We start from the raw sequence: 14,339 nt of genomic DNA, 5'->3' as shown, positions 1-14,339 counted from the left end.
AATCAAATAATAAATATTAAAATGAAAAAAACAATAATATTTTCAATTGTTGGAATAGCATTTATTGCTGTAATAATCATGTTTGCTAAGAAAAACAGGCAACCAAATGAGGTATTTGAAACTGAAACGGCATTCAAAGCAACTATTGTTGAAAAAACAGTTGCAACAGGAAAGGTTATTCCCTTAGAGGAGGTTGAAATTAAACCTCAGATTTCAGGAATAATTGATGAGATCTTTGTTGAAGAGGGAGCGGACATTAAAAAAGGTGATCTCATTGCAAAGGTTAGAGTTGTACCTAATGAACAGGCCTTAACAGGTGCAAAGGGAAGGGTTAATAAAGCCCAATTGCAGCTTGATAACGCAAAAACTGTTTATGATAGAAACCAGAAACTGTTTCAAAACGGTGTTATATCTCAGAAAGACATGGAAACCTTTGAATTGGCTTATAATCAGGCAAAAGAAGATGTTCAAAATGCAAAAAATGATTATGAAATTATAAGAAGAGGTTATACCGGTTCTGGTGGTTCGGCGAATACAAATATTAGAGCGACTACATCAGGAATGATTTTAGAAATTCCTGTAAAAGAAGGGTATCAGGTAATCCAAAGTAATAATTTTAATGCAGGAACAACTATTGCCTCAATTGCAGATATGACTAAAATGATATTTGAAGGTAAAGTTGATGAAGCTGAAGTTGGTAAATTAGAAGAAGGATCTGAGATTCAAGTAGCGCTAGGGGCAATTGACAAGAAAAAATTTCCTGCTGTATTGAATTTTATAGCACCCAAAGGAACTGAAGAAAATGGAGCTGTACAGTTTAAAATTAAGGCAGATGTCACTTTGGATAAAGAGTTTTTTGTCAGGGCAGGATACAGTGCCAATGCAGATATTGTGCTAGAGAAAAAAGATAGTGTTTTATCTATTAAAGAAGCGCTTTTACAATTTGATAAAATAACCGAAGCGCCATATGTTGAGGTGAAAACAGGAGAACAGGAATTTGAAAGAAAGGATTTGGATCTGGGTATTTCAGATGGGATTAATGTAGAAATATTATCCGGAATAACTGACGAAGACGAAATCAAGATTTGGAATAAGGCGAACAAAAAAGATGATAACGAAGAAAGATAGTAACACAAATTAAAATCCATAAAATAAAAGACCCTGCACTTGCAGGGTTTTTTTATATCAAATATTTTAGTTAAAAAAAGTGAGTATAAGTTGAAAAAAATGACTTTTATCAATGGTATACTCATTTTTTTTTAAGAAATTTATGGTATTATTAATTATAACATTTTAAGGCCATGGAGACAAAATTAGTTTATTTAAGCGATTTGAAGTTTAATTTGAAGGTTTGGAAGGAAGAATTAAGATTTCATAGAAAAGAGATGGAGAAGTTTGAGAAGAAACTTGAAAGTATTGCAAGACGAAATTTAGGAATCGAGGCCATGGCTCCTTTAGAAGGCTTTCAAAATAAAATTATCCGTGAAAAAGAGGTAATCGGAAGGATGTTACAACGAATAAGAATGAAGAAAAAAATTATCGCTACAGCTGATCTTAGCGAAGAACTTGATGGAAGATTGAGAAATCAGCAAACTTCAATGAAGGATGATATGAAAACTTATATAAAATTGCATTATGAATTGAAAGAGGATCTGATGGATTATTTTTTAAGATGGTTATAAGCACAAAAAAAAGCCCCAAGTTAATGGGGCTTTTTTTATGTTGAATTTTAACTAAATTGTTTTGAGACCTGCTCTGCTTTTCTCGAGTTTGAATAATCATAGAAACCTTCACCAGATTTTACACCTAGTTTACCGGCCATTACCATATTTACCAATAAAGGGCATGGGGCGTATTTTGGGTTTCCGAATCCATCGAAAAGAACTTTTAGAATTGAGAGACAAACATCTAAGCCTATAAAATCTGCCAGTTGTAACGGACCCATAGGATGAGCCATACCCAGTTTCATGACTGTATCTATTTCATCAACTCCGGCAACCCCTTCATATAAAGAGTAGATGGCCTCATTAATCATGGGCATTAAGATCCTGTTCGCAATAAAGCCTGGATAGTCATTCACTTCAACCGGGCTCTTTCCTAATTTTTCAGATAAAAGCATTATTGAATTAGTGACTTCATCTGAAGTTGAATAGCCTCTGATAACTTCAATTAGTTTCATTATCGGTACAGGATTCATAAAATGCATACCAATAACTTTATCAGGACGGCCGGTAACTGCGGCTATTTGCGTAATAGAAATTGAAGATGTATTGGTAGCCAAAATAGCTTCTTGTTTAGCTAAAGCATCAATCTGCGAAAATATCTTCTTCTTTAATTCAATGTTTTCAGTAGCTGCCTCAATAACAAGGTCAGCTTTTGAAACACCCTCGGCCAGTTCGGTAAATGTATTTATGTTATTTAAAGTAGCCTGTTTAACTTCTAAAGTGATCTTCTCCTTTGAGAGCATACGATCTAAATTCTTTTCGATGCTACTTAAAGCATTTGCCAGCGCTTTTTCAGAAATGTCTACCAAACTTACTTGAAAACCATTTTGGGCGAACACGTGTGCGATTCCGTTCCCCATGGTTCCTGCTCCAACTACTGTGATATTTTTCATTCGTATGATTTTTTTGGTGGCATCGTACCAAATATCCTATCCCATAAAGTGTTCGAAACACCAAAGGCTTTGTCAGGATATTTATAATGATGTAAACTGTGGTGTCTCCACAAGTATTTAAACCGTTTTGGTGGTTTTACCACATGTGTAGCACGGTGTAAAAATGAATATAACAGATAGCCCAGAAAAAAACCAGGAAAAAAGCCCCAAGTATAAAGAGGATAACCTATCATAGTAAAGATGAGATAAAAAATTGAGAATAGGATAGTAGCCATAATAATTCCAGGCACTGGAGGCATTAATAACCTTTCAGAATCCCTGGGATATAAATGATGAGAACCATGCATCACAAAATGAAATCGTTGAACAAATTTATTTTCTGATATCCAATGAAATACGTAACGGTGCAAAAGGTATTCGGCAAGCGTCCAAAAGAATAGTGCAAATACAAACAAACCCATAAACATAAGCGGTGCAATCTCTTGAATGAATATGGCATTGTAAATCAATAATACTACAATCATTCCATAAACAAGTATATTTTGTTTTACAGAAGTTTTGGTAAGGCTTTCGAGAAATGAATTCTTAAAAATAGTTGCCGTTCCTCTATGGTGTTCTGTGGTAACTTTTGCTTCCATGGTTAAAAACTATCAATAATTTGCTGAGCCACTTGAAGTGCTTTTGCACCTTGTTTTAAAGAGACTACGGGGGTTGTGTTATTATTAATTGCCGATGCAAAAGATTCTAATTCATCCAAAATGGCATTGTTCTGCAAGATTTTTGGATTTTCAAAATAAATCTGTTTTTTGTTGCCTTCAGCATTTTGTAGAATCATAGCAAAATCATCAGGATTCTCAGGGGCATCTTTCATTTTGACAACTTCACTTTTCTTTTCAAGAAAATCTACCGAGATATAGGCATCTTTCTGAAAGAATCTTGATTTTCTCATATTCTTCATAGAAATTCTACTGGCAGTCAGGTTTGCGACACAGCCATTTTCGAATTCAATTCTGGCATTGGCAATATCGGGCGTGTCACTAATTACTGAAACACCACTTGCGTGTACATCTTTAACCTCAGAATTTACAACGCTTAGAATAATGTCAATATCGTGAATCATCAAATCGAGAACCACTGGCACATCTGTGCCTCTAGGATTGAACTCTGCCAAACGATGACACTCTATAAACATAGGATTATGTATCATGCCTGACACCGCGGTAAAGGCAGGGTTAAATCGTTCAACATGACCTACCTGACCTCTCACGTTCATTTGATAAACCAAGTCTCTTAAAGTTTCTGCTTCCTCTACCGTTTTTGTAATCGGTTTTTCAATAAATATGTGTTTGCCTTTTTCAATGGCTTTTTTTGCGCATTCGAAATGATTTAAAGTGGGTGTCACAATGTCAATGACATCCACCATATCTATCAATTCGTCTATACTTTCTACAAACTTATAGCCAAAATCTTCTGATACTTGTTTGGCATACGATTCTATAGGATCGTAGAAGCCAATAAGTTCATATTCTGAGGATTCTTTAAGAAGTTTTAAATGAATTTTGCCTAGGTGACCAGCACCCAATACTCCTGCTTTTAGCATAAATAAGTTTTTGTCAAAAGTACAAAATCGCAGCCAAAATAAAAAAGAGCAATAGAAAGAAATATTTAAAAAATAAAGCTATTTACATGGCAGGTTCAGAAGCAACAACAGCTAACTTTGAACCATCTGGACTAATTACCATTCTGCTCACTCCATCGATGATAAAATCTCCTTCAATAATGATAGCTTGCCATTCTTTATCAATGCCTGGATGAAATTTGTAAATTGTGTTTCCTTTACCCATTAGCATAGTTCCTTTAGATGTCCAGGTGACATCTTGTGATCCGGGTAAGGCATCTGTAATATACGTAGCCGTACTTTTTAAAGGATCGATTGAGTAGATTTCAGGAGATTCATGATCTAAACTGATAAAACTAATTAAGTTACTGCCAAGTCCCGCACTATTTGGAATTTTATGCAATGACCTGCCAATATTACTCTGGATAGGGTATCTGATTTTGAATTTAAAACTGCTCACTTGCAACGTTTCAATGTCATCAATGACAAAGCTAATAACAGTTTTTGGATCGAACCAGAGGTAATAACCAACTTTCAAATCTGGAATCAATAATTCAGGCAATTTTTTCTTAAAAGCATATTTGTATAAATACTGGGTCTCGTCTTCGTTAAGTCGCACACAAGTAAAATATTTTTTTTTACCTGGAACAGCAACTGGTGAGAACTCACTTTCTGGAGTGTTAGTCAGCCAAACCCTATAATTTTCGCTTAAAAAATACTTGGATATATCAGCTTGTCCATCCCTGAAGGATGAGAATAGTATTCCCAAGCCATCTTCGGTAAAACTCGGCTGGTTATCATAGCCCGGGTTATTTGATATATTTATAGGATTACTAATGGTAATTTGATCGTCCTGTTCGGATAGATCAAATAAGTAGATTTCAGTGGCCTCTTGTGCAACCAATACGGCGCACAACAAAGACATCAAAATGGAGGGGATTATTTTGATATACATGAATTATAATTTAAGCTATTTCAATTTCAAATATAGTCTATATAACGACGATAAAGAAAATTTATTGAACAGAAAAAAACCAGAGATGAATCATCTCTGGTTTTAAAGGCTAAAAACAATATTTATTTTCAGCTATAAGAATGGCGGCAATTTCTTTCCTCAAAGTGATTACATTGGGGATATTGGTGTACTTGGTAAAGCGTTTAAGCCCCATTAGCATCATTCTTTGTTCATCACCTTCTGCAAAATAAACGATAGCCTCTTTTCCTTTTTCATTAATGATACCAACGGCATTGCTTAGGTTGAGTTTTGCCATGGCAATTTGACCTTTAGCTTCATCAGCTGATTTCATCGAAACAACTTTTTCAGCTTTGAGTATACCACTTTCAGCCATATAGATTTCAATAAGTACTTCAGCGGCAGCCAGGATCAATTGCTGGTGCTCTTCAAGTTCCATACCGAATGTCTGAACCGCTTTTCCGGCAATCATTAGGAATGCTTTTTTCAACTTGTCAATCATTTCTTTTTCTTCTGAGAATAATTCAGAATAATCTGGAATATCAAAAGATGGGATATCCATAAGGCTTTTTCCCACTGCCGTAGCAGGAGTCAATAAATCAATGTCACCTTTAAAAGCTTTTTTGAGAAGCATTCCTACAGTCAGTAACCTGTTGATCTCGTTTGTTCCTTCATATATCCTGGTAATTCTGGCATCTCTCCAGGCTGCCTCCATTGGAGTATCCTTTGAAAATCCCATACCGCCAAAAATCTGTATTCCTTCATCGGTAACGTATTGAGAAGTCTCAGAACCATAAACTTTTAAAATAGCCGCTTCTATGGCATATTCGCTGAAAGCTTCGAGTTCTGAATCTTGATGAGACTTGCCAGAAGCAAGTAAATCATCAATATAGTTTTGAATGTCTTTTGCAGCTCTGTAAGAACCGGCATCGGTTATAAAAGTTCGTGTTCCCATTTCAGCAATTTTCAACTGAACAGCGCCGAAACTTGAAATAGGTTTTTTAAACTGTATTCTTTCATTAGCATATTTAATAGACTCTGTAAGAATTCGTCTACTGGCATCTAAACAAGCTGCAGCCAGTTTTATCCTACCCACATTCAGAGAATTTAGTGCAATCTTGAAACCTTTACCTCTTTCAGAAAGCATATTCTCGACAGGAATTTTAGTATCATTAAAGAACACTTGTCTGGTAGAGGAGGAGGTAATACCTAATTTTTTCTCTTCTTCACCAAAACTCACTCCATTCGGATTATTCTTGTCGTATTCTAAGAGAAAACCGGTTATGTTTTTATCATCTTCAATTCTGGCAAATACAATGAAAATCTCAGCAAAACCTGCATTGGATATCCACATTTTTTGACCATTAATCAAGTAGTTTTTTCCATCATCTGTTAAAGTGGCCGAAGTCTTACCTGAGTTGGCATCACTTCCTGCGCCCGGTTCTGTTAAACAATAAGCGCCAAATTTTTCTCCAGCTGTCAAAACCGGAAGGTACTTTTGTTTTTGTTCTTCAGTACCATATAAAAAGATGGGCATGGTGCCAATTCCTGTATGGGCTCCAAAAGCAGTTCCCAAAGAGCCTGAAGCGGCAGAGATGTAATCAGTTACCAACATCGTTGATACAAATCCCATTCCTATCCCACCATAGACTTCAGGAATAGAAACTCCTAAAAATCCCATTTCACCAGCCTTCCTCATTAATTCTTCAGTCAAGGCATAATCTTTCTCTTCGAATCGTTCTTTGATTGGCCATACTTCACGATCAATAAATTCAACAACGGCATCTTTCATCATTTTCTGCTCTTCGCTAAATTGCTCAGTTATAAATACATCTTCTTTTTTAACTTCCCTGACAAGAAATTCTCCTCCTTTTATAGCTTCCATAATTTTTTCTATTTAAATATCAATTGAGTTAAACTTTTATTTTAATAATTCATATACACCTGCGGCACCTTGACCAGTACCAACACACATAGTCACTACGCCATATTTCTGATCTCTTCTTCTCATTTCGTTGAATAACTGTACCGATAATTTAGCGCCTGTACAGCCCAATGGATGTCCTAAGGATATAGCACCTCCATTTACATTTACAATATCCGGATTAAGACCTAGTTCACGAATTACAGCCAAAGATTGTGAAGCAAAAGCTTCATTTAATTCAAACAGTTCAATGTCATTTAGTTTTAATCCAGCTTGCTTTATCGCCTTTGGAACAGCGGCTACCGGGCCAATACCCATTATTCTAGGTTCAACCCCAACGGCAGCAAAGCTCACCATCCTGGCTTCTGGTTCTAAATTTAGTTCCTTTACCATTTCTTCGCTCATTACTAATACAAAGGCAGCTCCGTCACTCATTTGAGACGAATTACCTGCGGTAACACTTCCTTTGTTAGCAAAAACAGGTCTTAGTTTAGCTAAGGCTTCAACAGAAGTTCCTCTTCTCGGTCCTTCATCAGTTTTTGCCGTGTAATTTCTTACAGTTCTCTTGGCATTCTTATCTAAAAATATTTGTTCCACGTTGATAGGAGCAATGTCGTCATCAAATATATTGTTGTCGATTGCATGCAGTGCTTTCTTGTGTGAATTAAAAGAAAACAAATCTTGGTCTTCACGACTTATCTTATATTGTTCTGCTACTGCTTCTGCAGTAAGTCCCATTCCCCAATAATAATCTTCATGACCCTCTTTGGCCGATTTATAATTAGGAACGGGTCTGTAACCACCCATAGGAATATAGCTCATGCTTTCTACTCCGCCTGCTATGATGCAATCAGCCATTCCGGCTTGAATTTTTGCAGTAGCCATGCTAATAGTTTCAAGCCCTGAAGCGCAATAACGATTTACAGTTACACCAGCAACATCGTTTGATTTAGTACCCATCAATGAGATCAATCTTCCCATATTCAGGCCTTGTTCTGCCTCAGGCATTGCATTCCCTACAATGACATCATCAATTCTTTTAACATCTAGTTCAGGAACATTCTTAAGTAGATGTTCTATCGTTTCTGAGGCCAGTTCATCAGGTCTTTTGAACCTGAAAGTACCTCTTGGTGCTTTTCCAACGGCTGTTCTGTATCCTTTTATGATATATGCTGTTCTCATGATTTAATTTCTTAAAGGTTTACCTGTTTTCAAGGTGTGTTCTATTCGTTCCAAGGTTTTACGCTCTGTTAATAATGAAAGTATTGCTTCTCTTTCAAGATCAAGGAGGTATTGTTCTGATACCATTGTGGGCTCTGATAAATCTCCACCGGCCATAATATAACCTAGTTTGTTTGCGATTTTTTTGTCATGCTCTGATGCATAACGCCCTTTTTCAAGACTATCTGTACCTACAAGGAACATTCCTAAGGCCTGCTGACCCAGCACCTTTACGTCTTTTTTAACGGGTTGGGTATAGCCATCTTCAAGCATTTGAATGGCATGTCTTTTAGCTGTTGCGATTTGTCTATCAGCATTGACAACTACAATGTCTTTTCCTTTCTTAAAGTAGCCTAAATCAAAAGCTTCTTCTGCAGAAGTTGCAACCTTAGCCATGGCAATGTTTATAAATGCATCTCTAAGTCTATTTAATTTGACATCGTCTTTTACCCATAATTCGGAAACTCTTTTAGTCATTTCCTTGGTTCCTGCACCAGCTGGAATTATTCCGACACCAAACTCTACCAATCCTGTATAGGTTTCAGCAGCTGCAATAACCTTATCAGCATGCAGTCCCATTTCACAGGCACCTCCAAAAGTCATCCCTCTTGGGGTGATCAGAGTGGGCACAGAACTGTATTTTAATCTCATAACAGTATTCTGGAACATTCGAGTTGCCATTGACAATTCATCATATTCTTGCTCAATGGCGAGCATAAATGCCATAGCCAGGTTAGCTCCAACTGAAAAATTTGCTGCTTGATTTCCAATAATTACTGCTTCATATTCTTGTTCCGCTAAATCAATTCCTTTGTTTATGGCTTGTAATACTCCGCTTCCTATTGTATTCATTTTAGACTGGAATTCAACGTTTAAGACTCCATCACCTAAATGTTGAATTGAAGCTTCATTGTTAGACCAGATCGTTTTTGAATCTCTTATGTTATCCAAAATGATAAAGGCATCTTGCCCCGGAATCTTGGTTTGCTTTTTTGTCTCGAGGTCATAATAAAACTTAGACCCTTTTTCTATAGTATAAAATGATTTGTTCTTATTTGACAGCATTTCTGTTACCCAAGAATTAGGACTGTAACCTTCTTTCTCCATCATTGCTATTCCTTCCTCAATTCCGATGGCATCCCAAATTTGAAAAGGACCATGTTCCCATCCAAACCCTGCTTTCATTGCATCATCAATTCTAAAAAGTTCATCTGAAATTTCAGGTACCCTATTTGAAGAATAAGCAAAAATTGCTGACAGCGTTTTTCTGAAGAATTCACCAGCCTTATCTTTTCCTTTAACAAGTACTTTAAATCGGTCAATTACTTTTTCGATAGATTTTGTATTTCCGAGTGTAGCAAACTTCACCTTGTTGGCTTTTCGGTATTCGAGTGTTTCGAGATCAAGCACTAAAATTTCTTTTCTTCCGCTGCTATCCACACTCTTTTTATAAAACCCTTGCTGGGTTTTACTACCTAACCATTTATTGTCTACCATGGTGTTGATAAAGTCAGGAATAGCGAAACTGTCATGCATTTCATCGTCAGGTGCATTTTGAGCTACTCCATTTGCTGTATGGACTAAAGTATCAAGTCCTACAACATCAATAGTTCTAAAGGTGGCAGATTTGGGTCTTCCGATAACCGGCCCAGTCAATTTATCTACTTCTTCGACACTTAAACCCATTTCCTTCACAATATGAAAGAGACTCATTATTCCAAATACGCCAATGCGATTACCTATAAATGCAGGGGTGTCTTTTGCCAAAACGGCTGTCTTTCCTAGAAACTTTTCTCCATACATCATCAAAAAGTCTGTAACTTCCTGAGAGCAAGATGGACCAGGTACTACTTCAAAAAGCTTTAGATACCTGGGCGGGTTAAAGAAGTGTGTAACGGCAAAATGTTTTTGAAAATCATCACTTCTGCCTTCATTCATAAATTTAATAGGAATACCAGAGGTATTAGAAGTAATCAAACTTCCTTTTTTTCGAAATTTTTCAATTTTTTCAAAAACCAGTTTTTTGATGTCTAATCTTTCAACAACTACTTCAATCACCCAATCTGCATCTTCAATTTCTGAGATATCATCTTCAAGGTTTCCAGTAGTTATTCTTGAGGCAAAAGCCTGATCATAAATAGGGGATGGTTTTGATTTTAATGCAGCCTTTAAACTATCATTAACTAGTCTATTTCGCACTTGAGGGCTTTCGAGAGTAAGTTTCTTTGCCGCTTCCGCCTTGTTTAGTTCTCGAGGAATGATGTCTAATAGTAATACCTCGACACCAATATTTGCAAAATGACAAGCTATACCAGAACCCATGATTCCGGAGCCAATCACTGCTACCTTATTAATATGTCTTTTCTTCATTAGATTTAATTATAGCTTAGTTCTTAGTCGTTAAATATTGATTTTTCGTAAATGAGTTCTTTGATCAGATCAGTTACTTCAAAAAAGTGTTGAAGTTTTTGCTGGTCGATGTGATCTTTAACTGTTTGATTGAACTGGTATACCGAAGATTTTGAAATTTCTCGCTTTTCAATCCCTAAATCAGTCAATTTTATAAAAACGCCTCTTCCATCTTCAGGATTTCTTTCTCTGAAAATAAGACCTCTTTCTTCCATACTGTTAAGTGTTCTCGATAAACTTGTCGCTTCCATGCCCATAGAAGGTCCGAGAGCAGTTGAAGGTGTGCCGTTTTCGGCATCTATATAGAGTAGTGCCATCGCCATGGCCATGGTACTATCGTGTTTTGCAGCCTGTTCATTATAGATCTTTGCAACCGCTTGCCATGTTGCTCTTAATGCGTGATCTATTGATTTTTCTTTTTGCATATGCCAAATATAATAAAAAATACTATGCATGCATAGTATTTTAAAAAAAATTTAGTTTTTAAAATAAATATTGTAAATTGAAGACGCAACTACAGAATAACCAATCAAATATCATTTTTATGAAAATACGCGAATTAATAGGGAAAATAACCCTTCAGGAGAACATCAGTCCCATTGAACGAAATAAGGTTAGTGGCACATTTGTTATTCATATCCCGAATCCTTTAGCTTCCTATTACAGTCGATTTACTGAAGTAAATCGACCAAACTCTATTGTTTTAGTAACTAAAAACCCTGTTTCGTTTGAAATAATACTAAGGGCAACAAAAACGATTAATGATAAATATGAGCTCAACTTAGACGGAGCTAAATGCGAGGTGGTAATTGGTAGAAACAAATACAGTGGTATTCGTATCATGGGAATAGATCGTTACACAAATATCGATAAAGTACAAACTGCGTATAGAGATGCCGGCTTCGAATTTCATAAAAATATTAAATTGAGTAAGGGGACTGATGCGATTATAAGGGTTAACAAATTTTTCAATATTGTTGATGTTGAGGAGGGTATTTACCAATCGCCGCATAATAAGGACAGGTATTATTTTGAGGTTCCAAGATATATGAATTGGGAGGAATTTAGAGATATAACTTTTGATATAAAAAATAATATTTCTGTTACGAATTACGATATTGCCAAAGGTATTTTATACAACAAGGACGGAATAACGGATGTTCTAAGAGTTCTAAAACCGAATATGACAGTGGATATGGTTCGTGAAATTCGTGAAAAATACTTAGATCGGCTCAGCTAGATAATTTAATCCCTTTTTCGGCGTTCATTTTACTATATTTGAATTCTTAAATTTCTTCTATGGATCAAATTTTAGTGGCCGAAAACATCGTAAAGAATTTTGGTTCCTTTAAAGCTTTAAATAATGTTTCGCTGCAGGTACCTAAAGGGAGCATTTTCGGTTTGCTAGGCCCTAACGGTGCAGGCAAAACTACTTTTATCAGGATCATCAATCAAATTACCATGCCCGATGAAGGCTTGGTTTGGTTTGATGGCAAGCCTTTGGCTCCTGATGATGTCCATTATATTGGTTATTTACCTGAAGAGAGAGGTTTGTACAAACGCATGAAAATTGGTGAACAGGCTCTTTATTTGGCGCAACTTAAGGGTATGTCAAAGTTAGAAGCCAAGAAAAAATTGAAATATTGGTTTGATAAATTTGAAATAGGGCCCTGGTGGAATAAGAAAGTTGAAGAACTTTCAAAGGGTATGGCCCAAAAACTTCAATTTATAATTACTGTGCTTCACGAGCCGAAATTATTAATTTTTGATGAACCATTTAGCGGTTTTGACCCGATCAATGCGAATTTGATCAAAGATGAGATTCTCAATTTAAGGAATCAAGGGGCATCCATTATCTTTTCAACACACAGAATGGAATCAGTAGAAGAATTATGCGAATATATAGCGCTGATTCATCAATCGAATAAAGTGCTGGATGGTAAATTACTGGATATAAAAAAAGAATTCAAAACGAATACTTTTGAAGTGGCTCTATCTGCAATTGATAAAGGTGCACTTCAATTAGACTTAAAAGAAAAATTTGAGGTGAGTCCTGCGAGCTTTAAAACGCTTGACGATGATCTAAAATTGAATATCAGATTACATAATGGTAATACTTCATCAGATCTGATCAGATACCTAAATAGTAAAGCATCTATTACACATTACAAAGAGGTTATACCAAGTGTGAGCGATATTTTTATTGAAACTGTAAATCAAAATTCATAGTTAATTAATGCAAAACAGTTGAATGAAGAAATTAAAACTAATCATTGAAAGAGAGTTTCTGGCCAAAGTAAGGAACCGAACCTTCATAGTAATGACATTTCTAAGTCCTATTCTGATGATAGGAATGATTGCCCTTGTAACCTTGTTGACCAAGAATAGTTTTGAGAAAAAAGGAACCGTTGCTTTTGTAGATGACTCAGGGGTGTTTGTGGGCGAGGATTTTAACAAAGATAAATCTATCATTTTCGAGAATTTAACAGAGATTGGGCTTGATAAAGCAAAGATACTTGTCCGTGAATCTTCACAAGAAGGATTGTTATATATACCGGCAGGAGAGAATATGGATGAGATTGCGGGTAACGTTCAATTCTTTTCAGAGGATTCTCCAAGCATGATCACCATTTCAACTTTAGAATCCATTCTAGACAAGAAGCTCGAGAATGAAAAAATGAAACTATTGGGCATTGATCTTGTGAAACTTGAAAATTCAAAAGTGGATATAGATATAAAAATGTCAAATTTTAGCGGTGTAAAATCGTCAAAAATTATCAATGGCATTAAGATAGGGATAGGTATGGGCGCAGGATACTTGATCATGATGTTTATTATTATATATGGAGCGATGGTCATGAGAAGCGTTATAGAAGAAAAGACGAGTCGCATAATTGAAGTTATTATTTCTTCAGTAAAACCTTTTCAATTAATGATGGGGAAAATCTTAGGCACTGCTGCGGCCGGGTTGACACAATTTGTAATCTGGGGATTCCTAATGGCACTAATATTTGTCGGGAGCTCATATTTTTTCGGTGTTGACCTGCATCAAAATGGTGTTGGAGCGCAACAACTGGGAGTAGAGCATATGGATCGTCTTGCTCAAAATGATGCGCAGCTTATTTTTGATGAATTGATGAGTTTACCCCTTATCAGTACCTTCATTTATTTTATTCTGTATTTTCTTTTGGGCTATTTATTATATAGTTCATTATATGCTGCTATTGGAGCTGCAGTGGATAATGAAACGGATACTCAGCAGTTTATGCTACCCATTATGTTACCATTGATGCTTGGTGTTTATATAGGATTTGCAACAGTGATCAATGATCCGCATGGAACGGTGGCAACAATTTTTTCATTGATTCCGTTTACTTCACCAATCGTAATGCTAATGAGAATCCCTTTTGGCGTGCCATGGTGGCAGATCTTGATATCACTTAGTTTACTTGTGGTGAGCTTTTTAGGAACTGTCTGGATTGCTGCCAAAATTTATCGTGTTGGCATTCTGATGTATGGAAAAAAAATAAATTATAAAGAATTAATAAAGTGGATTCGTTATTAACTACCATTTAAT

13 protein-coding genes are annotated in these 14,339 nt (G+C 36.0%); 5 read left to right on the top strand and 8 right to left on the bottom strand.

Annotation, left to right across the window (positions count from 1 at the left end):
• Positions 1-21: 21 nt before the first annotated feature.
• Together QWY87_RS15800 and QWY87_RS15795 are read left to right on the top strand one after the other, a co-directional pair.
• On the top strand, positions 22-1,128 hold the full coding sequence (locus QWY87_RS15800; protein WP_290293028.1) for an efflux RND transporter periplasmic adaptor subunit: 1,107 nt from the start codon (positions 22-24) through the stop codon (positions 1,126-1,128).
• A gap of 173 nt (positions 1,129-1,301) precedes the next feature.
• Positions 1,302-1,682, top strand: a complete 381-nt coding sequence (locus QWY87_RS15795; protein WP_290293027.1) for a hypothetical protein — start codon at positions 1,302-1,304, stop codon at positions 1,680-1,682.
• Between the two features lie 47 nt (positions 1,683-1,729).
• Here the strand turns inward: QWY87_RS15795 and QWY87_RS15790 are convergent, their stop codons facing one another.
• From QWY87_RS15790 to QWY87_RS15755, 8 genes are all read right to left on the bottom strand, one after another.
• Complete coding sequence (locus QWY87_RS15790; protein WP_290293024.1) at positions 1,730-2,617, bottom strand: 3-hydroxyacyl-CoA dehydrogenase family protein; 888 nt, start codon at positions 2,615-2,617, stop codon at positions 1,730-1,732.
• Entirely contained in the window at positions 2,614-3,255 is a 642-nt protein-coding gene (locus QWY87_RS15785; RefSeq protein ID WP_290293021.1) for a sterol desaturase family protein, read from the bottom strand. Before QWY87_RS15785 ends, QWY87_RS15790 begins: the two co-directional genes overlap by 4 nt.
• Positions 3,256-3,257: 2 nt before the next feature.
• Entirely contained in the window at positions 3,258-4,217 is a 960-nt protein-coding gene (locus QWY87_RS15780; protein ID WP_290293020.1) for a Gfo/Idh/MocA family protein, read from the bottom strand.
• Positions 4,218-4,299: 82 nt separating this feature from the next.
• Positions 4,300-5,190 carry a TolB family protein gene (locus QWY87_RS15775; RefSeq protein ID WP_290293018.1) on the bottom strand — a complete coding sequence of 297 codons (891 nt, stop codon included), beginning with the start codon at positions 5,188-5,190 and terminating at the stop codon, positions 4,300-4,302.
• 109 nt (positions 5,191-5,299) lie between these two features.
• Positions 5,300-7,093, bottom strand: coding sequence for an acyl-CoA dehydrogenase FadE (locus QWY87_RS15770; protein WP_290293016.1), 1,794 nt, complete (start codon positions 7,091-7,093; stop codon positions 5,300-5,302).
• A gap of 36 nt (positions 7,094-7,129) precedes the next feature.
• Positions 7,130-8,314, bottom strand: coding sequence for an acetyl-CoA C-acyltransferase (locus QWY87_RS15765; RefSeq protein ID WP_290293014.1), 1,185 nt, complete (start codon positions 8,312-8,314; stop codon positions 7,130-7,132).
• A 3-nt stretch (positions 8,315-8,317) separates the two neighbouring features.
• The gene (locus QWY87_RS15760; RefSeq protein WP_290293012.1) at positions 8,318-10,723 is read right to left on the bottom strand and encodes a 3-hydroxyacyl-CoA dehydrogenase/enoyl-CoA hydratase family protein; all 2,406 of its coding nucleotides are present in this window, start codon (positions 10,721-10,723) and stop codon (positions 8,318-8,320) included.
• A 23-nt stretch (positions 10,724-10,746) separates the two neighbouring features.
• Positions 10,747-11,217, bottom strand: coding sequence for a MarR family winged helix-turn-helix transcriptional regulator (locus QWY87_RS15755; RefSeq protein ID WP_290293010.1), 471 nt, complete (start codon positions 11,215-11,217; stop codon positions 10,747-10,749).
• A gap of 89 nt (positions 11,218-11,306) precedes the next feature.
• Here QWY87_RS15755 and QWY87_RS15750 point away from each other — a divergent pair, with 89 nt between their 5' ends.
• From QWY87_RS15750 to QWY87_RS15740, 3 genes are read left to right on the top strand one after another with little or no spacing between them, the layout of a single operon-like run.
• Positions 11,307-12,002, top strand: a complete 696-nt coding sequence (locus QWY87_RS15750; RefSeq protein WP_290293007.1) for a hypothetical protein — start codon at positions 11,307-11,309, stop codon at positions 12,000-12,002.
• 59 nt (positions 12,003-12,061) lie between these two features.
• The gene (locus tag QWY87_RS15745; protein WP_290293006.1) at positions 12,062-12,991 is read left to right on the top strand and encodes an ABC transporter ATP-binding protein; all 930 of its coding nucleotides are present in this window, start codon (positions 12,062-12,064) and stop codon (positions 12,989-12,991) included.
• Positions 12,992-13,013: 22 nt separating this feature from the next.
• A complete protein-coding gene (locus tag QWY87_RS15740) occupies positions 13,014-14,327 on the top strand; it encodes an ABC transporter permease (RefSeq protein WP_290293004.1) in 1,314 nt (437 codons plus the stop codon).
• Positions 14,328-14,339 lie beyond the last annotated feature (12 nt).

Origin of the sequence: Lutimonas halocynthiae (assembly GCF_030409835.1) — a bacterium.
Lineage (GTDB): Bacteria > Bacteroidota > Bacteroidia > Flavobacteriales > Flavobacteriaceae > Lutimonas > Lutimonas halocynthiae.
The sequence above is the reverse complement of the archived record's forward strand: the minus strand, read 5'-3'. Positions and strand labels throughout refer to the sequence as shown.